A 20,689-nucleotide genomic window follows, 5' to 3' on the forward strand; every position below is an offset into this window, starting at 1 on the left:
CGGACATTTCTTCCTTCCCCGCGCCGGGGCGCGCCGTCAGAAGAACCAGCCGAGCATGGCGTCGCGCGCCGTGCGGAAGGCGTCGTCGAGCGCACGCACCTGCGCGGAATCTTTGGCTCGCAACCGGTTCGCCGCGGCGAACACCCGCGCGGGATACGCGCCGAGATACATGCTGCCGAGAACGTCGATGCCCAGTTCGATATCGGCCGCGCGGTCGGTGGGTGCGCACTCCGCCTGACCGTCGCGCACACGCAGCGCGAATGTGCCGCCCGCGTTCCGGAAAGGATCGGTCACCTCGATGGTCACATCCAACTCGCCCGTGTAAGCGCGCGCCGTCAGCGCGGCGGGAACGTCCATCAGGCGCAGCCACGACCCGTCGTAGCGGGCCGTCGTGCGCACCAGCCGGGGATCGGTCAGCAGATAGGGCAGCGGGTCGTGGTCGGTGAGCACGCCGTCGACCCGGCTGACCAGATCCAGCCCGAGCAGGGCCCGCCACAGCGCCGCGTGCGCTTCGGCGGTGACCGTGCGCATCTCGGCGACTTCGACCGTTCTCGCCCTGCCGTCGGCGTGGAACCGATACAGCGCGTATCCGTCGGCGTGCAGGAACCCGAACAGGGTGGTGCCGCCGTCCCGGAAACGCTCCGGGTCGTCGAACACGATGTCCCATGCCGCCGCCGGGCGGACCTGCGCGCCGGGCACCAGCCTGCGCCAGCGATCGTAGATCCGCTCCGCGGCCGCGCGCAGTTCACCCGGCGTGCGGAGTGTGACACCGCCGGGGTCCGGCGCCGACGGCAGGAATTCGGCGAAGCGGCGGTCGATGCCGACCGCGTTCTCCCGCGTCGCGGGCCCGTACCCGAAGCGGCCGTAGATGCCGCCCTCGCTGGCGGTGAACATGGTCAAGGGCAGCCCGGCCGCCTCGACACGCCGGTGCTGCTCGGTGTACATGGCGCGGAGGATGCCGCGCCGCCGGTGGGTCGGCGCCACGCCGACGCCCGCGATGCCGCACACCGGCACGGTCCGCTCGCCGGGCACCGTCACCGTCATGGTGGTGGACTGCACGTGCCCGACGACCTGGTCGCCGTCGACCGCCACGATCGTGTTCTCCGGCGGGAACAGCCGCGGTATCCGCTGCAACTCGGCCGGGTCGTAGCGGGTGCCGAACGAGGTCTCCACCAGCGTCATGATCGCGGGCCCGTCGTCCTCGGTGGCGGACCGAATCGAGATTCCCGGGAGCGTCATGTCTCGACCATCCCACGCTCGCACCCCGCCCGCACCGCATTTTTCCACCGTCCGCGACCGCCGGGCGAACACCGATTCGGACACGGCCACGACCGCCCGGCAGGATGGAGCGGTGGCCGAAGTGATCGATATCGATGACCCCGCCGACCCACGTGTCGACGATTTCCGCGATCTCAAGTCGGCCGACCGCAGACCCGATCTCCCCGGGCGCAAGGGACTGGTGATCGCCGAGGGCGTCGTCGTGGTGCAGCGGATGCTCGACTCGCGCTTCGCGCCGGCCGCCCTGCTCGGCGTGGAACGCAGGAGGGCCGAACTCGCCGACGACTTGGTGGCCGTGGACGTGCCGTACTACCGCGCGACGGCCGAGGTGATGGCCGAGGTGGTCGGCTTCCACCTCAACCGCGGCGTGCTGGCCGTCGCGCGCCGTCCCGCCGAACTCGGGGTGGACGAGGTGATCGAGAAGGCGCGGACCGTCGCGGTGCTCGAGGGCGTCAACGATCACGAGAATCTCGGCGCGATGTTCCGCAACGCGGCCGGGCTGGGGGCCGACGCGATCCTGTTCGGCGACCGCTGTGCCGACCCGCTGTACCGCCGCGCCGTCCGGGTGTCGATGGGACATGTGCTGCGGGTACCGTTCACGACCGTGCCGGATTGGCCGGTCGGGCTGGATATACTGCGGCGCAAGGGATTCCAGATCATCGCGCTCACGCCGAACCCGGCTGCCGCGAATCTGGCGACGGCGATGACGGGGGAGCGGGTGGCGTTGTTGCTCGGGGCCGAAGGGCCGGGACTGACCGAGGAGGCCATGCGGGCCACCGATGTCCGCGCGCGCATTCCCATGACGCCCGGCACCGATTCGCTCAACGTCGCGACCGCGGCCGCGATGGCGTTCTACGAGCGGGTGAGGACGGCGTGACCGGACCGCATCGACCGTATCCGTCCTATCCGGACCCGACGCCTTGGGGCGCGGGCTTCACCGTGGCGACCATGGTGGCGCTGCTGGCCGCGGTCGCGGTGTATTCCTTCGGCGCCGCGCTGGCCGAAGTGCATCCGCTGCTCGCGGTCGCGGTGAATCTCGTCGCGGTCGGCGGCGCCGCGCCCACCGCGTGGCGCTGGCGTTTCGCGCCGGTGACGCGGTGGGTGATCGGCGGCGGCGCGGTGGGCGTGCTGCTCGGCTGGATCGCGTTGCTGATCGGCTGATCGGCGGTTCAGCTGATCGATCCCGCCGAGAGGCGACGCGCTCGACGGTCGGGGTCCGTGCATCTCCATGAGCGGGCCGCGCCGGAGCGGTAGGGGTCGAGTCCGCGTAGCCAGTTGACCTCGGCGGCGACTGGGGCGGGGGCGAGTCCCGCGCAGCCAGCCGCACTCGGACGCGCCTAAGGGACGGGGTCGGGTCCGCGCAGCCAGCCGAGCAGGCCGCGCCTGCGCGAGGTCGCGTGCGACCCGCCGTCGGTGTGGCCGAGGATCGCCTTGCCCTTCGGGTACAGCGCGAAACCGCAGATGGGGATGTCGCTGGGCGCGATCGCGCCGGGGGCGACCGGTCCGCGGTAGTGGAAGCCGAGCCATTCGTCGTTGGCGGCGTCGGCGAAGTCGGGCGGGTCGAACGGCAGCGCATGCGGGTCGGGCAGTTCGCCCGCGCGCCACCGCACCGGATGCTCACCCGCCCAGTACGGGCGTTCCCAGACCAGCGGAAGTCCTTCGTCCTCCAGGATGTTCACCCGGGTGGAGCTGAACGACCGGCGGAACTCGCCGCGCTCCCAATGGGCGAACGCGCCCCAGCCGTGCTCGGTGTCGAACGACACCAGATAGGTGTGTTCGGAGGCCAGCGGGCGCACCAGCAATTCCGGGATCTCGGTCGGGTGGATCCGCGCGGCCTGGGCCGAGCACAGCACCGTCACACCGGGAAAGCAGCCGATGTACACCTCGTCGATTTCCGGGCCCGCGCAACCGGCCAGCGTGCCGACCATGATCGGCTGCACGTCGCGGTCTTCGTGCAGTTGCTTCGCCAGCGCCAGTGCGGCTCGAGGATCCGGGTCGTGGTTCGCGCACCGCATCGCCACCGGCTCGGGGGTGTCGACGTACCAGAGCGACCAAGCCTTGGATAGCATTCCGGCACCTCCCGATAGTTGCACGAATGGACTTCGCGAACTTCGAGCAACGCGCGCTGGCACCGACCGGCGCACCGCTGAGGTGACCTGTCCCGGCGCCGACGCGCGTCGTCGACCACACCGAGAATTTACTCGCCCCGCACCGGGCGCGGGGCGGCTTCGCGCCGCGAAACACGCGCCCGTTCCCCTGCGGTGTAAGGGAATGGTTCCGTCTCGCACGGGCGATCGAGCACCGAATGGCGACTACTGGTTTCGCGAGCACATGGGTAACTCACGAGAACGCCCGAAGCCGATGCGGCAGCTGAAGCAGGACCTGTGCGAGCCCCACGCGCCCATCTCTACGGTATGAAGACACGGAGAGGCGGGCAGCGCGCTCAGTGACCGGAGCTGCGCACCCCGAGCAACACGTCCTCCCAGGACGGCATCGGCGCCTTGCCCCGCTTGGCGCGACTCGGCTTCGCCGGAGCCTTCGCGGGCTTGGCCGGCTCCTCGCTCGCGGCGGGCGCCGACGCGGCAGGGGCGGGCGCGGCGGTATCCGCCGCGGCGCCGGAAGCCGTGGTCGCCGCGGCGGGGTTGGCGGGAGCCGGGTTGGCGGCAGGCGCGGGGACCGCCGTACCGGTCGCGGCACCTGTGCCGGGCGGGATCGCGGCGGCGCTGCCACCGGCCGCGACGGCACGCTGTTCGTAGTACTCGTCCAGCGTGGGCTGGCTCTGGCGGCTCGCGGTGCGGGCGGGCGGCGTGGCCGGAGCGGGACGCGGTTCGGCCACCGGTTCCGGCTGCGGCGGAGCCGGTTCGGGCTCGGGCGGCACGATGGTCGCCAATCCGCGCAGCGCACGTCCGAAGTCCGGATCGATCAGATCGGAGGCCGGATCGTCGAGCGGGGAGACCGAGCCGCCGTGCGCGTCCGGCTGGTAGCGCCAGTGCGCGGCGATCTCCGATCGCCCGTTCTGCCACTGCAACTGGGCGACCCAGTAACCCTTCTCGTCCTTCCAGGCGTCCCATTCCGCGCCCTCGATGTTGTGCCCGCGCGCGGTGAACGCGGCGGTGACCACATCGATGAGGGTGTCAACGGCGGGACCGTCGGGACGGACCGGATGGGCCTTCTGGGCGAGTTCGGCGGCGCGCGCTCGCTCCAGCAGGACCGGATAGGCGAACCGCTCGACACGACTGGCCGGCATTCCGGATTCCTCGGTGACCTGTTCCACAGAGGCCCCTGCGCGAATACGGGCCTGGATATCTCGGGGACGCATAGTTGCTTCCATTTCGATCTCTATCTGGCCGAATCGGGCAAGGTCTCCGCGCGCGGCGGCTCGCAGTTTGTCGTCGGCGGGCAGCCGGAACTTCTGACCGGACTCGGTGTCGATACACACGATGTGCGTGGAGTCGGGCGTTACCCCGATCACTCGAAGTTCACGCACCGTTACCTCCTTATCGCGTCGACTCGCGACACCGCCCACTTTCCGAAACAGTAGTGCACATCTGAGATTCGTGGGGCAGGACACGCGGCACGGAAATCTCCGAAGAGACGTCCGTGCCCCGCTAATCTGCTCTGTTCTATCCGCTATGCCTAATTCTGCGGCGTGTCGATCTCGGGCGTGTTGCGTCCGTCGGACCGAAATACCCGGCGCTCAGCCGAGATTCTGCACGACCCAGTCGATCGAGCGGGTCAGCTGGCTGACGTCGTCCGGATCGATCGCCGGGAACATGCCGATGCGCAGCTGGTTGCGGCCCAGCTTGCGGTACGGCTCGGTGTCCACGATGCCGTTGGCGCGCAGGATCTTCGCCACCGCGGCCGCGTCGACCGAGTCGGCGAAGTCGATCGTGCCGACCACCTGCGAGCGGTGCGCCGGGTCCGTGACGTAAGGGGTGGCGTACTCGCTCGACTCGGCCCAGGAGTACAGCCGCGACGAGGAGTCCAGCGTGCGCTTGACCGCCCAGTCCAGGCCGCCGTTGCCGTTGAGCCACTCGATCTGGTCGGCGAACAGCAGCAGGGTGCCCAGCGCCGGGGTGTTGTAGGTCTGGTCCTTGGTGCTGTTGTCGATCGCGATCGGCAGCGACAGGAAATCGGGCGTCCAACGGCCGGACGCCTTGATCTCCTCCACCCGGGCCAGCGCGGCGGGGCTCATCAGCGCGACCCACAGGCCGCCGTCGGAGGCGAAGCACTTCTGCGGGGCGAAGTAGTAGACGTCGGCGTCGGTGATGGTCACCGGCAGGCCGCCCGCGCCGGAGGTGGCGTCGATGGCGATGAGCGCGTTTTCGGAGTCCGCGGGACGCCGGACCGGGATGGACACGCCGGTCGAGGTCTCGTTGTGCGCCCAGCCGATCAGGTCGACCGACGGGTCCGACACCGGCTCCGGCGCGCTGCCCGGCTCGGCCGAGACCACGATCGGGTCGCCGATGAACGGGTTGCCCTTGGTCACCGCGGCGAACTTCGAGCTGAACTCACCGTTGGTGAGGTGCAGCGAGCGCTCACGGATCAGGCCGAAGGCGGCCGCGTCCCAGAACGCGGTGGTGCCGCCGTTACCGAGTACCACCTCGTAGCCGTCCGGCAGGCCGAACAGCTCGCGCAAGCCCGAGCGCACCCGCGCCACCACGTCCTTGACCGGTTTCTGCCGATGCGAGGTTCCGAACACCGAGGCGCCGACGTTCACCAGCGACTGCAGCTGCTCCGGGCGCACCTTGGAGGGGCCGCAACCGAACCGTCCGTCGGCGGGCTTGAGATCGTCGGGAATGGTCGGAAACGCAGAGGTCATGGCGAACAGGGTAGTCGGTGGTGTCGCTGTGGCGACGCCCACACTCCGGCTAACGTAAGCGCCCATGAGCATGCCGTCAGCAAACTCGGGGTGGCGACTGCGCGAGCGGGCACGGAATTTCCGCCTGCGCGGCGCGACGGTCTCGGAGGCGATGCGGCGGGAGTTGCTCATCCGCGGCGAAGCGGGGACCGCGACGATCCTCGGCGTGCGTCCGCGGCGCACCGAACCCGGGCACGTGTTCTGGGTGCGGGTGCAGCTGGCCGGGGAGTTCCCCTACGAGAGCCGGGTGCGGCAGCGGGTGGCCGAGGCCGACCTGGAATGGATGCGCCCGGGCGACGTCGTGTGCTGCCGGGTGGACCCGCGTGACCGCGATCGCCTGGTGCTGTACGTGCCCGACCTCGAAGAATCCGGTCGCGCCAGCATCGCGAAGATCCTCGCCGACGGCCGCCGCGCCGACGCCACCGTACTCGCCGCCGCGCCGGTCGCGGCCGACTACTCCGGGCGCGACGACCCCGTGCTGCGGCTGGACCTCGAACTGCGGGCCTGGGACGAACCCAAACCGTGGCGGGTCCGGCTGGTCCAGCCGGTGCCGTTGAACGCCATCCGTCTGGTGGATCTCGGTCAGCATCTGGAGGTCGCCTTCTTCGAGGTCGACCACGGCGAATCGGTCGCCGTCGACTGGCTCGCGTCGCTGGAGGAGTGAACCGCGGGCGAACCCAGGTCGAGCGCCTACAGATGCACGAAGGTGTAACCCATCGCCCGGATCCTCGGCAGCGCCGCGATCATGCCCGCCGCAGTTCCGGAGTGCGGCCGGTGCATGTGGGCGAGTGAAATAGCGCCCGGGGCAACCGCATTCATCGCCGATTGCACCTCGGTGGCCGAAGCCGTCGCGCCGAAATCGGCGTTGATGCTGAAACCCACCGGGATTTCCCCCAATTCGCGGACGACGGACACCGCGACGTCGTCGTAATGCGCGGTGCCCGCGCGGAAGAATCGCGGCGGCCTGCCCGTCAGCGCGGACAGCAACTCGTGGTTCGCCCACACTTCGTCGGCGGCCTCCTGCGCCGAACCCGTCCCGGCGATGCCATAGGCTGCACGGCCGTTCACCGAAAGCGGTTTGTGCGCCACGCCATGATTGGCCAGTTCGAAGAGTGGATTCGCCGCCAATTGCGCGGCCCGCGCCCGGTTCGCGTCGATCCAGCGTTTGTTGAGGAACAGCGTCGCCGGAATCCGCTCGGCGATCAGGAAGTTCATCAGCGACTCATCGATGTCGTTGTTGCCCGGCCCGCCGCACGCGTCGAAGGTGAGCGCCATCTGTTTGCCCGCAGCCGTGAAAGTGCTGGTGATCCCAGGCATGTCGACGCCCCACCGCTGTGGCCGCAGCCTGGCGTGCCTGGCTGCGACGGCGGTGGGGGTCGCAGATACCGGCGCCAACGGCGCGCTCGTGGCGGGGGCAGCCGACGTTTCGGCCTGCGCGACGGACGTGATCGGTGTGGTGCCGCACCCGGTGGCGGCGGCTCCTGCGGCCAGTACGGCCCCGGCGCCGAGCATCCGGCGCCGCGATATTCGTTTGTCCAGCATCCCTCGAGTCCTCTTGCTTCCCCCGGATGGTACGCCGAGGTAGTACTCGGCCGGATCCTCGACGTACTCGAGGCGGCCGCGGGCGAGGAACACCAGCCGCCGCAGGACGATGCCGACGACCGGTATCGACCTACGCCTTCGGTTGGTAGCGCAGTACCGCGACGTCGCCGAGCTGAGTAACGTCGACCAGCCGCATCCTCCGCGTCGAACCGCCCGGGAACCGCGCGGGATTCACGAACCGCGGCGCGCCAGGGTCGCCGACCAGGATCGGGCCGATCGCGAGATGCAGCTCGTCGGCGAGCCCGGCCGACAGAAACGCCGTGTGCACGTGGGAGCCGCCCTCGACCATCAACCGGCCGACGCCCCGGGCGCCGAGGTCGTCGAGCAGCGCCCCGAAATCCACCGTCTCACCGAGCGCGACGACGTCCGCCAGTTCGCCGAGTTGTTCGCGCACCTTCACTGCGCCGGCGTCGGTCGTGTAGACCACGGGCCGGTGCTCGTCGGTGCCGTGGTGCCAGAACTTCGCGTCCGGCTCGAGGTTGCCGCTGTCGGTGACGGTCACCTTCAACGGCTGCCGGGTCCGGCCGGCCGCGGCGCGCTCGGCCTGGCGGTCTTCGCCCTTCACGATCAGCCGGGGGTTGTCGGCGCGGACTGTGCCCGCCCCGATGAGGATGGCGTCGCACTCGGCGCGCACCTGGTCGACGCGGTCGAAGTCCTCGGCGTTCGACAGCAGCAGCCGTTCGGCGGTCGTATCGTCGATGTAGCCGTCGATGCTGGTCGCGACAGACAGCAGCACGAACGGCCGCGTCACGAGACGACCGCCCAACGCTCGGCCGCCGCATGGAACTCGGCAACTTCGGGCAGATTCCGCGCCGACAGCAACTCATCGACAGCGCGCACGTTCCGCAGGACGCGTTCGGATCCGGTGCTGACGCCGACCCGCATTGCGGCGAGGCCAAGCGTGGCGGCGGGCTCTGCTTCACCTGCGCGCGCGTACGCGAGCGCTTGCCGCGAGGTGTAGACAGCTTCATCGCGCGTGAACCCGGACTGCATTCCACTGATCGCCCGCGCGAACTGGTCGATCGCGGCCCGATAGTCGCCCAGCGTCGTATACCCGTGCGCTTGGTGGACGTCGATGTACGGCCCGTCGAGGAACCCGCCCCACACCGGATCCGCCTCGGCGTCGTCCGCGAGCATGCGCGCCCGGTCGAACGCGCGAGCGCTGCCCGATCGGTCACCGGCCAGCGCGGCACCGTACCCCGCATAGGTCGCTGCCACCGCGGCGAAACGCGTACCCGGCGGCGCGGCGCGTTCGGCGGCCTCCGCCAACTCCACTGCCTCGGCACTGTCTTCCATGTCGTTCGCGATCTGCGCCTTACGGATCAGCGTGGCTGCGATGCAGTAGTCATCGCCGAGCTGATGCGACCAGGTCAGCGCGCGGTCGGTCCAGTGCTGAGCGCGCGACCAGTGACAGGCGTCCTGGTACAGCCACGCCGCGAACTCCGCGTAGAAGATCCGCATCCGCTGCATCTCGGCGGCGTCGCCGATACCCGCGCGCCGCAGCTGGTTCATGATCTCGAGATTCTGCTCGACAAGCGGGATCACCGACTGCCCGCCGTAGAGGTTGTCGCTCTCGATGAGCGCCAACCGCAGCGTGCGGAAATGGGCGGGATGGTCGACGTGACTGTGGGCAAGGGCCGCCGCGGGCTTGGCGCCCACGGCGGCGGCTAGGGCTCCAGCTCCGAATCCTGCGACGACGGTGCGACGTGGGAGTGACACGAGGACGACCTCTCCGGCGGCGGTCCGGGCGCGCACCCAGACCTGATCAGCATCACCAGCACCCGACGCGATCGGAACCAGCCGAGCGGGGGTGTCATTCGCCAGCGTAACCGTTACCGGGAGGCCGTCCTCGGGTTCGTCTCGCTGCGATCCGATCTCGGCGATGGCCCGCTCGAAGCGGGCAATCACCTCCGGCGACGCTTCCGCGAGCGCCTGGTCCAGCAGTTCCCGGCTGCTCGGCCGCATGTGCGCAGAGACCCCCTGGAGCTCCCAGTTGGTGACCGACCGCGCCGAGATCCCCGTTCTGGCTGCGAACTTTTCGACGCTCAGCAGCATCGCATCGCGCAGCGCTTTCGATTCCACTCCGGTCCAGCGATAGATGATCATCGGCTCGCTTCAGCCCCCTGCTCGTGCCGCCGTGGTGACTTCGGAAATTACACATCGCCAACCGCATCCATCCTCCAATCGCTCGGGAGAGACGCTGCGAAGTTGCGTTGCAACTGCGTCGTTACTGCCTGGTCGCTTCTACCCGCCGCGGAGACGCTGAGACAGCACACCGGCGCTGGGCCGCAGGCGATCCCGCACCCGTCTCGGATACGTACCGGCCGCGCGGGAGGTCATTTGGTTCGGACTGCGCGGCGGTCCCAGCGCTGGTGTGCCCGAACCGTCTGCCACGGAGGCCGCCATGCGTATCACGCGAGACACCCGGGACCTGTGGGCCGCGCACTACCGCGACTGCGGAACCGAACCCACCGATCTCGACTTGGACCGCGCCCGCTTCATCCTCGTCGACCACTCCGGCCACGGCGGCCGATGCCTGCCATACCTCGCGGCGATGGCCTACTCGCTCGGATCACAGGAGTAACCGGGTATGGACGCGGGCAACAGGTTTCAGCACGGGTTACCGGACTGGCACGAGGTCAGCGCGGCGATCCGCTACGTCGCAGGCGACAAGCCCGGCGATCACCTCGTCACTCGATGGGCGCGGGCACTCGCGCACCTGCACCGCAGCCGCCGAATCGACCCGGGCCGCACCGCCGACATCGACCGCCGCCGCGCCGAGCTCGTCACGCTGATCAACCAATGGGTGACCACCCACCTTGCGCCGACCACCGGCGCGGCCGATGTCGGGCCCGCCGCTGACGCGCTCGCCGCCGCGTACGTCGATGCCGAGGTGTTGTTGCTCGCGCAGGAGAAGGTTACCGAGGAGACCCTGCACGCGGCGTGGACGCAGGTGGGTTACCTCGCTACGCAGTGGGCCGATCTCGTCGCCGCGGTGGTGTATGGACAGCCATGCCCGCCGGGCCGGTGCTGATCCTCGCCGCGATGGCCGCCGCGGTCATCGCCTGCGTATCCGCCGCTGCCTGGCTGGCGACCGGTGCACCGGCTATTGGGCTGCGGTTCACCGAGATCGATGAACGCCTCAGTCACGAACCGCCGCCCCTGCCGCTGACGGTCGAGCAGGCCCGCCAGCAGTGGGCGCGGCATCTGTGCTGCCGACTCACCCACTGCGCCCGCAAGCAGGAGATCCAGCGGACATTGCGCGCGGCCGGAGTCGCCCCGGACATCGACGCCAACCCAACGGCACCGACCCGGCGAGGTGGTCGGCACGCCCATTCTCGAAGGAGGAATCCATAAGCTCGTGGCCTGATCAGGACCTACCGGCGGAAAGTCGATTCAAGGACGCCGCACGCTACTGGGTCGACGGTGGGATAACAGCGCCGTCATTGAGCGATCCGCTGACAGGAAAGGAATCGGCACGGCGAATGGACACTCTGAATCATCCAGCGGTCTCCGTGGCGCTCGATGCACTGACCGCCGCTGACCGGGACCTCACCCCGATCAGCGCTATTGTCCGCGACGAGATCGCCGCTGTCGTCGTCGACGGCGAGCGCGGCCGCTACATCGTGTTCGTGCACCCCGACGGAGATCAGTGGGCGACGCACGGAACAACGTTCGGCGCACCCCGGCCTTCCGGTCCCCGGCACACGCACACCCTGGCGTGGGAGCCGTTGCAGCGACGCGGAGCCCGGTTCCGGTCCGCGACTGCTGACCGGACCGGTGCGGGCTGGTTCGCGGTGATCGGACGCGCCGCACAGGACGCGGTATTTCTGTCGGTGGCCTCCAGCTTGGAGGAACAGATCACTGCGATCGGCGCGGATGGGTTGGCGTTCGCGGTCGTCCGCGCCACCGGCAGCGAAGAGCCGCGCGTCACTGTGACCACCAGCGACGGACGGCGGGTCGCAGTCGGGCCGCGGGCTGATCAGTAGCCCGCTTCCCGTATGCGACGCGAGCCGGACGTCACCGCAGGAGGACATCTCCCGCCGTCACGTCCGGCTCGTGAATATGGGGTCGTGGGTGGCTTACGTGTGCCCGATGGTGGTCCAGCCTTCGACTTCTTCGGGCTTGCGGGGGCTGGGGCCGGTGTAGATGGCCGCGGGGCGGACGAGTTTGCCCAGTTGCTTCTGCTCCAGGATGTGCGCGCACCAGCCCGCGGTGCGGCCGCAGGTGAACATGGCGGGCATCATGTGCGCGGGGACCTCGGCGAAGTCGAGGATCACCGCGGCCCAGAACTCCACATTGGTCTCGATGGCGCGGTCGGGACGACGCTCGCGCAGTTCCGCCAGGGCGGCCTGCTCCAGCGCGGCGGCGACCTCGTAGCGCGGAGCGGCCAGGCGCTTCGCGGTGGCGCGCAGGACGCGGGCGCGCGGGTCCTCGGCCCGGTAGACCCGGTGACCGAAGCCCATCAGCTTCTCCTTGCGGTCCAGGATGCCCTTGACCAGAGCGCGTGCGTCGCCGGACTTCTCGACCTCTTCGATCATCGGCAGCACGCGCGCGGGCGCGCCGCCGTGCAGCGGACCGGACATCGCGCCGATCGCACCGGACAGCGAGGCCGCCACGTCGGCGCCGGTCGAGGCGATCACCCGGGCGGTGAAGGTGGAGGCGTTCATGCCGTGCTCGGCGGCGGAGACCCAGTAGGCGTCGATGGCTTCGGTGTGGCGCGGGTCCGGGTCACCCTTCCAGCGGGTCATGAAGCGCTCGGTGACCGTGGTGCACTCATCGATCTTCTTCTGCGGGACCGCGGGCTGGTAGATGCCGCGCGCCGACTGCGCCACATAGGACAGCGCCATGACCGAGGCGCGGGCGAGGTTCTCCCGAGCGGTCTCGTCGTCGATGTCCAGCAGCGGCTGGTAGCCCCAGATCGGAGCGAGCATGGCCAGGCCGGCCTGCACGTCGACGCGCACGTCACCGGTGTGCACGGGGAGCGGGAACGGCTCGGCGGGCGGCAGGCCGCGGCCGAACGATCCGTCGACCAGCAGCGCCCACACGTCACCGAAGGTCACCCGGTTCTCCACCAGGTCCTCGATGTCGACTCCGCGGTAGCGCAGCGCGCCGCCGTCCTTGTCGGGTTCGGCGATGTCGGTGGTGAAAGCAACCACGCCCTCCAGGCCACTGACGAAATCGCTGGGTACGGTGGCCTGCCCACCGGAAACCGCGGGGCTGGTAGTCATGTTGCGACTCTCCTTGCACTTGGGTCGCATGTTCTCGTCGATGGGAAGATGTCGGATTTGACGAGCACATGCCGATCATCAAAACCTTAGCTCCCCGCTACTGCGGAGTAACGTCTGGCCCATGCGTGACCTGGACAATTCATCGGATCTCGCCGCCATGCGGGTCGACTACGGCGGCCTGCCGCACGGCGGCAACGAGGACGTCGACCTGGACGAGACCTGGCTCGCCGGAGGCTGGGAGCCGCTGCTGCGGCACTGGATCGAACAGGCCACCGCGGTCGGCATCGCCGAACCCAACGCCATGGTGCTGGCCACGGTGTCGGTGGCCGACGGCACACCGCGACCGGTCGCGCGGACCGTCCTGTGTAAAGGGCTCTCGCCGGAAGGTGTGATCTTCTACACGAACTACGAGTCCGCCAAGGGCGCTCAGCTGACCGCCGTCCCGTACGCCGCGGTCACCTTCGTCTGGCCCGCGCTGGGCAGGCAGGTGCACCTGCGCGGCGCGGTCGAACGGGTGCCCGCCGAGACGACGGCGGCCTACTGGCGTTCCCGGCCGCGCGACTCGCAACTCGGCGCGTGGGCCTCGCGGCAGTCCGAGCCGATCGGCTCGCGGTCGGAACTGGATCGCACCTTGGCCGAGGCGACCGCGCGGTTCGCCGATGTCGACGAGATCCCGGTACCGCCGCACTGGGGCGGTTTCCTGGTCCGCCCCGACGAGGTCGAGTTCTGGCAAGGGCGGCGCGGCAGACTGCACAACCGGATCCGAGTGCGGATCGAGAACGCGACCACGACGATCGAGCGCTTGCAGCCCTGAGGTATTCCCGGTCCGGGCGTGAGAATTCTCGCGCCCGACCGGTCCGGGCGACTGGATACGCTGCGCCCGGTGAAACTGCTCGCCGACACCACTCCGCTGCGCGATCCGCACTTCCGACGCCTGTGGAGTTCGGGCATCGTCACCATGATCGGCGCTCAGCTGTCCGTCGTCGCGGTGCCGCAGCAGATCTTCCAGATCACCGGCAGCTCCGGCTACGTCGGTCTGGCCGGATTGTTCGGCCTGGCGCCGTTGATCGTGTTCGGCCTGTGGGGCGGCGCGCTGGCCGACGTACTCGACCGGCGCAGGCTCCTACTGTTCACCAATGCGGGCACCGGGCTCACGGCGCTGGCCTTCTGGCTGCAAGCGGCGGTCGGACTGGACAACGTCTGGGTCGTGCTCGGGCTGTTCGCGGTGCAGCAGGCGTTCTTCGCGGTGAACCAGCCCACCCGCAGCGCCGCCATCCCGCGCCTGCTGCCGGATGACCAACTGGCCGCCGCGAATTCGCTGAACATGACGGTTCTGCAGTTCGGCGCCATCGCGGGGCCGGTGCTGGCCGGTGCGCTCATCCCGGTCGTCGGGCTCGCCACGCTCTATCTCCTCGACGCCGTCGCGTTGCTGGCCACTCTCTGGGCGGTCTGGCGGTTGCCCGCGCTGCCGCCGACCGGAACGGTGCGCCGTGCCGGATTCCGCACGGTGCTCGCCGGTTTCGGCTATCTCGCCACGCAGCGGGTGCTGCTCGCGTCGTTCGCGGTGGACGTGATCGCCATGGTGTTCGGAATGCCGCGCGCGCTGTTCCCACAGATCGCGCATGAGACCTTCGGAGACCCGGCCACCGGTGGGGTGGCACTCGGTTTGCTGTTCGCCTCGATGTCGGCGGGGGCAGTGCTCGGCGGGGTGTTCTCCGGCTGGATCCCGCGTGTCCGCAGGCAGGGCCTGGCCGTGCTGGTCTGCATCGTGCTGTGGGGTCTGGCCATGGTCGGCTTCGGTCTGGCCGTCGGCTTCACCGGCCACGGCATCGGCCTCGGCGCGGGGTTGTGGATCGCGCTGGCCTGCTCGGCGTTCGGCGGCGCGGTGGACATGGTCTCGGCCGCGCTGCGGGTCACGATGCTGCAAACGGTGGCCACCGACGAGCTGCGCGGACGGTTGCAAGGGGTCTTCACAGTAGTGGTGGCGGGCGGTCCGCGGATCGGTGATGTTGCCCACGGTTTCGCGGCAGCGAGCCTGGGTACCGCTGTGGCCGCGGCGGGCGGCGGCGCGCTCGTGGTGGTGGGCGTGCTGATCGCGGCGGTCGCGTTCCCGGCCTTCACGCGTTACCGTGTCGCTCGCGCTCAGACCGAAATCGGCCTGTGACGTGCACCGCGAACACCCGGCGACCGCGTTGCGCCGTGGGCGCGGAACCTCACCGCGCCGGGACGTGTTTGTGAGCCGCCGCAGGCCTACCCTCCGGTATTGTCCGCGTCGGTGAACGGCTAGCGTTGAGGCAAGCGCATCGTGCGCCGACCGCGCCGGTGCCTGTGGTTCTAGCCTGAGAGGGATCCTTCCGTGCCCGCTGAGAACATCATCAACGTCGACGACGACGCCAAGCCGGTCCTTTCCTACCCCGGCGGCGAGTTCCCGATGACGGTCACCAGGGCCGCCGAGGGCAACGACGGGATCGAGCTGGGAAAGCTGCTGGCCAGCACCGGGTACGTGACGTACGACCCGGGCTTCATGAACACCGCCCCGACCAAGTCGGCGATCACCTACATCGACGGTGAGGCGGGCATCCTGCGCTACCGCGGATACCCGATCGACCAGCTCGCGGCGGCCTCGACCTTCATCGAGGTCAGCTACCTGCTCATCTACGGCGAGCTGCCCACCCAGGCCCAGCTCGAGGACTTCACCGACCGCATCCGCAGGCACACCCTGCTGCACGAGGACCTGAAGCGGTTCTTCGACGGGTTCCCGCGCAACGCGCACCCGATGCCGGTGCTGTCTTCGGCGGTGAACGCGCTGTCGGCCTACTACCAGGACTCGCTGGACCCGCGCGACCCCGAACAGGTCGAGCTGTCCACCATCCGACTATTGGCCAAGCTGCCCACCATCGCGGCCTACTCGTACAAGAAGTCGGTCGGCCAGCCCTTCCTCTACCCGGACAACTCGCTGAGCCTGGTGGAGAACTTCCTGCGGATGACCTTCGGCTTCCCGGCCGAGCCCTACGAGGTCGATCCCGAGGTCGCGGCGGCGCTGGACATGCTGCTCATCCTGCACGCCGACCACGAGCAGAACTGCTCCACCTCGACCGTGCGCCTGGTCGGCTCCTCCGACGCCAACCTGTTCACCTCGGTGTCCGGCGGCATCAACGCGCTCTGGGGCCCGCTGCACGGCGGCGCGAACCAGGCCGTGCTGGAGATGCTCGACGGCATCAAGGCCAGCGGCAGCGACGTCAAGGAGTTCATCCGCAAGGTCAAGAACAAGGAAGACGGGGTGAAGCTGATGGGCTTCGGGCACCGCGTCTACCGCAACTACGACCCGCGCGCCTCGATCGCCAAGAAGCACGCCGACGCGATCCTGAGCAAGCTCGGCGGCCACGACGAGCTGTTCGACATCGCGCAGGCCCTGGAAGAGGCCGCGCTCACCGACGACTACTTCATCGAGCGGCGCCTGTACCCGAACGTCGACTTCTACACCGGCGTCATCTACAAGGCGATGGGCTTCCCGACCCGCATGTTCACGGTGCTGTTCGCGATGGGCCGGCTCCCCGGCTGGATCGCGCACTGGCGCGAAATGCACAGCGAGCCTTTGAAGATCGGCCGTCCGCGGCAGATCTACACCGGCTACGGCGCTCGCGACTACCGCGAAATCAACAACCGCTGACGACATCCATCCACCACCTATCGAAGGGGCATAGCCGAATGACCAAACCGGAGATCGAATTCCAGGCAGGGCCCGCGCCCAGCGAGCTGGTGATCAAGGACATCATCGAAGGCTCGGGCAAGGAAGCGGTGCCCGGCGGCACCGTGGAGGTGCACTACGTGGGCGTCGAATTCGAATCCGGCGAAGAGTTCGACTCGTCCTGGAACCGCGGTGAGTCCATCACCTTCCCGCTGCGCGGCCTGATCCAGGGCTGGCAGGACGGCATCCCCGGCATGAAGGTCGGCGGCCGTCGTCAGCTGACGATCCCGCCGGAGCTGGCCTACGGCTCCGTCGGCGGGGGGCATCCGCTGTCGGGCAAGACGCTGGTCTTCGTGATCGACCTGCTGAACGCAAATTAGTTTTGCCGCGCTGCGGCGGGCCGTGAACGGGCAATGCTCGGTCTCGCTTCGCTCGAAACCTGTGGTCGAGCCGGTGTGGTGACGTGCGCCGGAGATCGCACCATCCAAGGTTTCGCCGCGGCCTGAGATGTGTGGCCGGTGTTTCGTCGTCGGGGATCGCACGACGCAGTGTTGCGCCGCAGCTCGAAATGTGTGGCCCGTGTTCCATCCAGGAACACGGGCCATCGTCGTGTCCGGCTACTTTCGGACGATCTCGACCGGATCGGTGAGGGCGGAGGCCAGAGCCGACTGCTGGGCGCTGCTGCGTTGGGGCAGGGCGGCGACGGCTTTGTCGGTCTGGGCGCTCAGGTTGTGGACGATGCCTTGCAGCTGGCTCACACCGCCGGTGAGCTGGGCGATGGCGTCGACCAGTTGGGCGCCGCCCTGTTCGGCCAGCTGGGGCAAGCCCTCGGCGAGCTTCGCGCCCTCGGACAGTTGCGCGCTCGCGCTGGTCAGACGGTCGACAACGGTGCGAAGCAGAGTGCCGAGATCGGTCTCGGGGTCCACCGCGCCGCCGACCAGCGAGCCGAGTCCGGTCAGCTGCGCGCCCGCCTGGCCGGACACGCTGCGCAGCGCGTCCAGCTTGCCGATGATGTCGGCGAGGGCCGGATCGTTCGCGAACGGCAGCGCGCGCAGCAGCGGCAGGATCTGATCGAGTCCGCTGCTGACGGTGTTCGCCGTCTGTTCCACCTGCGCGATGGTGATGCCGGTCGAATCGAGTGCGGCGGCGAGCTGGTTCGCTTGCGCGGCGGCGCCGTCGACGGTGGAGTTCAGCAGCGCGATGGCCGAAGTCAGCTGCGCCGAACCCGTTTTCGCGAACTCCAGGAAACCGAGCAGCTGATCTGCGCCGGAACTGAACTGATCGGCGCCGGCGGCGGCCGCGCCGACGCCCGCGTTGAGCAGCTGGGCGGTGAACTGCACCTGGGAGAGCTGGGACCGGGCCTGGGTGACCGCGGTGAGGGCGGCCTCGACGCCGACCGCGCCGATCCGCTGGGTCACCGCGGTCACCGCGCCGTGCACCAGGTCGGCGTCGGCGTCTTCGTGCGTGTCCACGGTGACTTCGGCCCGCTTCGGCTCCGCGCCGGCCAGGGTGCCCAACGACTCGGTCAGATCGCTGGGCAGCGTGATGACGGCGGCGTAATCGTCGGTGTCCACCGCGCTCGCGGCGACGGCGGTCCATTCGTAGCCGCCCGCGTCCTGCAGCGCCTTGACGACCCGCGCGCCGGTCGGGCCGGTATCGCCGTTGACCAGCGCGATTCCCGTCGGCCCTCGACCGGCCCCGGCACATGCGGTGATTGCGGCGCCGAGCGCACCAGCGGAAACGAGGGCAACGGCGAGAAGTGCCCAGCGGGCGCGTTTTCCGATCACGTTCGCACACCCTAAACGCGAATTATGGTGCGCTTCTTGGCGTTTCTCTGAGGGATGTCTAAATCGCCGACCGCTCGGGCAGATCGAGGACCAGCCGGATGCCGCCGAGGGTGCCCGCGTCGAAGTAGGCGCGGCCACCGTGCAATTGGGCCTGCTGGGCGACCAGCGCCAGGCCGAGGCCGGAGCCGCCTTTGCTGGCTTGGCTGCCGCGGAAGAAGCGGTCGAAGACGGCTTCGCGCTCCTGCGGCGGGATGCCGCGGCCGTTGTCGTCGATCGAGATCACGATGTGGCCGCCCGGCCTCCGGTGCGCGCAGACCAGGGCCTCCGTGGCTCCGCCGTGCTTGACGGAGTTGGCCAGCGCGTTGTCCACCGCCAGCCGCAACCCGGCGGGCAGGCCGCGGGTGACGAGCTCGGCGTCGGAATCGATGCGCACGGTGAGGCCGGGAAAATGCCGCATGGCGTCGTGCGCGGCCTGGTCGCACAGGTCGCCGACGTCGGTGGCGACGTGGTCGCGCTCGTTGGTCAGATCGCCGGTGGCCAGCCGCTCCAGCGCCGCGAGCGTGCTCTCCACCCGGCCCTGACTGCGCTGCAGGTCGTCGAGGATCTCGGCCCGTTGCGCCTCGTCGAGATCGAGGGTGCGCAGCACCTCGAGGTCGGTGCGCATCGCGGTCAGCGGCGTGCGCAACTCGTGGGCGGACACGGCGGCGAAGTCGCGTGCGGTCTCCAGCGCGGCCGCGGTCTGGGCCTGGGCCTGGTCCACCCGGTGCAGCATGGTGTTCACCGCGTCGGCCAGTTTCTCCGCCTCGCGCACGCCCGCGCCCTCCACCGGCGTCTGCGGATTGCGTGGATCGGGGAACGCGCTACGCGCCCCCACCTGCCGGGTGAGCCGGACGATCGGACGCACCGCGGCGCCCGCCAGCAGCCAGCCGAGCGCCGCCGCGGCGGCGATGGCCAGCAGTGCGCCGCCGAGCACCCATCGTTGCTGCTCGGCGGTGGCCTCGGCCGCGCCCGCGGCGGGGATGCCCAGTGAGACGACCCGGCCCGCTGGTTGATTCTCGGTGGTGGTCAGGATCCGGTACGGGGTGCCGCCCACCGGGACGGTGCGCGAACCGGTCGCCAGCTCGGGCAGTTCGGTGGGCGTGCTCGCGACGACGTCGCCGTTGTCCCGGACGGTCACCGCCATGTCGTTGTTCAGCCCGGTCAAGCTGATGAACCGGACGGCGATCTGCGGCTCGATCAGCACGATCCGCGCCGCGACGGCGAGTTGCTGGTCGGATTGCTGCACGTTGTTGCGCTCGATCGCGCGAATACTGATCAGGCTGATCAGCGTCACGATGACGATCGCTCCCGCCGCCGCCGCGCCCGCGACCCGGGTGCGCAGCGAAAACGACCGGCGCCGACGGGTCTTCGGGCGGTCAGGGGCGGACCCGGTCATTTCGGCGCTCGCAGCACGAACCCGACGCCGCGGATCGTGTGCAGCAACCTGGGCGTGTCGTCCACCTCGAGCTTGCGGCGCAGGTAGCCGACGAAGACGTCCACCACGTTGGTGTCGGCGGCGAAGTCGTAGCCCCACACCAGTTCCAGCAGCCGCTCCCGGCTCAGCACCACGCCCACATTCCTGGCCAGCGTGGACAACAGTTCGAACTCCCGCTTCGTCAGCTCGATCTCACGGCCGTGCAGCATCGCGCGATAGCCCGCGACGTCCACCTCCAGCGGACCGACGGTGATCGCGCCAGGGGTCGCGGGGGCGGGCGTGTCGGATCGACGGCGCAGCAAGGCACGGATCCGAACCACGAGTTCCTTCAGCACGAACGGCTTGACCAAGTAGTCGTCGGCGCCGGACTCCAGACCGGAGATGCGGTCGTCCACCGACGCGCGGGCGCTGAGCACGCAGATCGGCACGTCGTTGCCCATCGCGCGCAACGCGGTGACCACGCCCGCGCCGTCCAGAACGGGCATGTTCATGTCGAGCACGATGGCGTCGGGCGCGTGATCGTTCACGCTGCGCAGCGCCTGCGCGCCGTCCCTGGCCACCAGGACCTGGAAGCCGGACAGCCGCAGCCCGCGCTCGACCGAGGCGAGCACGTCCTCGTCGTCGTCGACGACGAGAACCGTGGGGGTCGGGGTCGACGTCACGTCGTCCATTCTGCTCCCCTCCTCTGCGGGTCTTCAGGCCGTGCGGCCGGGGATGCCGGACTCGCGACCAGCTCTCGGACGGATGACTCGCCGGGTCCTGGTGGAC

General features: G+C 69.5%; 22 protein-coding genes. 11 read left to right on the forward strand and 11 right to left on the reverse strand.

What is annotated here, in order from left to right; all coding sequences use genetic code 11:
* Window positions 1–36 precede the first annotated feature (36 nt).
* Window positions 37–1,239 carry a GNAT family N-acetyltransferase gene (locus HOV91_RS15015; RefSeq protein WP_174185999.1) on the reverse strand — a complete coding sequence of 401 codons (1,203 nt, stop codon included), beginning with the start codon at window positions 1,237–1,239 and terminating at the stop codon, window positions 37–39.
* A 112-nt stretch (window positions 1,240–1,351) separates the two neighbouring features.
* Between HOV91_RS15015 and HOV91_RS15020 the strand changes: the two genes are divergently transcribed.
* A complete protein-coding gene (locus tag HOV91_RS15020) occupies window positions 1,352–2,155 on the forward strand; it encodes a TrmH family RNA methyltransferase (protein WP_174186000.1) in 804 nt (267 codons plus the stop codon).
* A complete protein-coding gene (locus tag HOV91_RS15025) occupies window positions 2,152–2,439 on the forward strand; it encodes a DUF2537 domain-containing protein (protein WP_312884619.1) in 288 nt (95 codons plus the stop codon). The genes HOV91_RS15020 and HOV91_RS15025 overlap by 4 nt, the downstream gene beginning before the upstream one ends.
* 176 nt (window positions 2,440–2,615) lie before the next feature.
* Here HOV91_RS15025 and HOV91_RS15030 read toward each other — a convergent pair whose 3' ends face one another.
* The 3 genes from HOV91_RS15030 to serC form a co-directional block, all read right to left on the reverse strand.
* A complete protein-coding gene (locus HOV91_RS15030; RefSeq protein WP_174186001.1) occupies window positions 2,616–3,347 on the reverse strand; it encodes a DUF6928 family protein in 732 nt (243 codons plus the stop codon).
* 374 nt (window positions 3,348–3,721) lie between these two features.
* A complete protein-coding gene (gene sepH / locus HOV91_RS15035) occupies window positions 3,722–4,765 on the reverse strand; it encodes a septation protein SepH (protein WP_174186002.1) in 1,044 nt (347 codons plus the stop codon).
* Window positions 4,766–4,975: 210 nt separating this feature from the next.
* Entirely contained in the window at window positions 4,976–6,100 is a 1,125-nt protein-coding gene (gene serC, locus HOV91_RS15040; protein ID WP_174186003.1) for a phosphoserine transaminase, read from the reverse strand.
* 64 nt (window positions 6,101–6,164) lie between these two features.
* Between serC and HOV91_RS15045 the strand changes: the two genes are divergently transcribed.
* Complete coding sequence (locus HOV91_RS15045) at window positions 6,165–6,803, forward strand: hypothetical protein (protein WP_174186004.1); 639 nt, start codon at window positions 6,165–6,167, stop codon at window positions 6,801–6,803.
* Window positions 6,804–6,829: 26 nt separating this feature from the next.
* Here the strand turns inward: HOV91_RS15045 and HOV91_RS15050 are convergent, their stop codons facing one another.
* The 3 genes from HOV91_RS15050 to HOV91_RS15060 all read right to left on the reverse strand — a co-directional run bounded on the left by HOV91_RS15050 (window position 6,830) and on the right by HOV91_RS15060 (window position 9,847).
* The gene (locus HOV91_RS15050; protein ID WP_246350123.1) at window positions 6,830–7,681 is read right to left on the reverse strand and encodes a polysaccharide deacetylase family protein; all 852 of its coding nucleotides are present in this window, start codon (window positions 7,679–7,681) and stop codon (window positions 6,830–6,832) included.
* A 130-nt stretch (window positions 7,682–7,811) separates the two neighbouring features.
* Window positions 7,812–8,492 carry a RibD family protein gene (locus HOV91_RS15055; RefSeq protein ID WP_174186005.1) on the reverse strand — a complete coding sequence of 227 codons (681 nt, stop codon included), beginning with the start codon at window positions 8,490–8,492 and terminating at the stop codon, window positions 7,812–7,814.
* Window positions 8,489–9,847 carry a helix-turn-helix domain-containing protein gene (locus HOV91_RS15060; protein ID WP_174186006.1) on the reverse strand — a complete coding sequence of 453 codons (1,359 nt, stop codon included), beginning with the start codon at window positions 9,845–9,847 and terminating at the stop codon, window positions 8,489–8,491. The genes HOV91_RS15055 and HOV91_RS15060 overlap by 4 nt, the downstream gene beginning before the upstream one ends.
* A gap of 298 nt (window positions 9,848–10,145) precedes the next feature.
* On the opposite strand from HOV91_RS15060, the gene HOV91_RS15065 reads away from it, so the two are divergent.
* The 4 genes from HOV91_RS15065 (at window position 10,146) to HOV91_RS15080 (ending at window position 11,730) form a co-directional block, all read left to right on the forward strand.
* Window positions 10,146–10,325 carry a hypothetical protein gene (locus HOV91_RS15065; RefSeq protein ID WP_174186007.1) on the forward strand — a complete coding sequence of 60 codons (180 nt, stop codon included), beginning with the start codon at window positions 10,146–10,148 and terminating at the stop codon, window positions 10,323–10,325.
* 6 nt (window positions 10,326–10,331) lie between these two features.
* Window positions 10,332–10,775, forward strand: coding sequence for a DUF4254 domain-containing protein (locus tag HOV91_RS15070; RefSeq protein WP_174186008.1), 444 nt, complete (start codon window positions 10,332–10,334; stop codon window positions 10,773–10,775).
* Complete coding sequence (locus HOV91_RS15075) at window positions 10,754–11,098, forward strand: hypothetical protein (RefSeq protein WP_174186009.1); 345 nt, start codon at window positions 10,754–10,756, stop codon at window positions 11,096–11,098. The genes HOV91_RS15070 and HOV91_RS15075 overlap by 22 nt, the downstream gene beginning before the upstream one ends.
* Before the next feature lie 128 nt (window positions 11,099–11,226).
* Window positions 11,227–11,730 carry a hypothetical protein gene (locus tag HOV91_RS15080; RefSeq protein ID WP_174186010.1) on the forward strand — a complete coding sequence of 168 codons (504 nt, stop codon included), beginning with the start codon at window positions 11,227–11,229 and terminating at the stop codon, window positions 11,728–11,730.
* Between the two features lie 93 nt (window positions 11,731–11,823).
* On the opposite strand, the gene HOV91_RS15085 is transcribed toward HOV91_RS15080, so the two are convergent.
* Window positions 11,824–12,972 (reverse strand): citrate synthase 2, encoded by a 1,149-nt coding sequence (locus HOV91_RS15085; RefSeq protein ID WP_174186011.1) that lies wholly within the window; start codon window positions 12,970–12,972, stop codon window positions 11,824–11,826.
* 121 nt (window positions 12,973–13,093) lie between these two features.
* Between HOV91_RS15085 and pdxH the strand changes: the two genes are divergently transcribed.
* The 4 genes from pdxH to HOV91_RS15105 all read left to right on the forward strand — a co-directional run bounded on the left by pdxH (window position 13,094) and on the right by HOV91_RS15105 (window position 17,040).
* On the forward strand, window positions 13,094–13,786 hold the full coding sequence (pdxH, locus tag HOV91_RS15090; protein ID WP_174186012.1) for a pyridoxamine 5'-phosphate oxidase: 693 nt from the start codon (window positions 13,094–13,096) through the stop codon (window positions 13,784–13,786).
* Between the two features lie 69 nt (window positions 13,787–13,855).
* Window positions 13,856–15,136: an MFS transporter gene (locus HOV91_RS15095; protein WP_174186013.1), complete on the forward strand. Its 1,281-nt coding sequence runs from the start codon at window positions 13,856–13,858 to the stop codon at window positions 15,134–15,136.
* 192 nt (window positions 15,137–15,328) lie between these two features.
* Window positions 15,329–16,642, forward strand: a complete 1,314-nt coding sequence (locus HOV91_RS15100) for a citrate synthase (RefSeq protein ID WP_083880375.1) — start codon at window positions 15,329–15,331, stop codon at window positions 16,640–16,642.
* A 38-nt stretch (window positions 16,643–16,680) separates the two neighbouring features.
* Window positions 16,681–17,040: an FKBP-type peptidyl-prolyl cis-trans isomerase gene (locus HOV91_RS15105; RefSeq protein WP_174186014.1), complete on the forward strand. Its 360-nt coding sequence runs from the start codon at window positions 16,681–16,683 to the stop codon at window positions 17,038–17,040.
* Window positions 17,041–17,277: 237 nt separating this feature from the next.
* On the opposite strand, the gene HOV91_RS15110 is transcribed toward HOV91_RS15105, so the two are convergent.
* The 3 genes from HOV91_RS15110 to HOV91_RS15120 are packed head-to-tail and all read right to left on the reverse strand — an operon-like array spanning window position 17,278 to window position 20,592.
* A complete protein-coding gene (locus HOV91_RS15110) occupies window positions 17,278–18,447 on the reverse strand; it encodes a YhgE/Pip domain-containing protein (RefSeq protein ID WP_174186015.1) in 1,170 nt (389 codons plus the stop codon).
* A gap of 58 nt (window positions 18,448–18,505) precedes the next feature.
* Window positions 18,506–19,882: a sensor histidine kinase gene (locus HOV91_RS15115; protein ID WP_174186016.1), complete on the reverse strand. Its 1,377-nt coding sequence runs from the start codon at window positions 19,880–19,882 to the stop codon at window positions 18,506–18,508.
* Window positions 19,879–20,592 (reverse strand): response regulator transcription factor, encoded by a 714-nt coding sequence (locus HOV91_RS15120; RefSeq protein WP_174186017.1) that lies wholly within the window; start codon window positions 20,590–20,592, stop codon window positions 19,879–19,881. Before HOV91_RS15120 ends, HOV91_RS15115 begins: the two co-directional genes overlap by 4 nt.
* Between the last annotated feature and the right edge of the window lie 97 nt (window positions 20,593–20,689).

This window comes from Nocardia barduliensis (assembly GCF_013315795.1).
GTDB lineage: Bacteria > Actinomycetota > Actinomycetes > Mycobacteriales > Mycobacteriaceae > Nocardia > Nocardia barduliensis.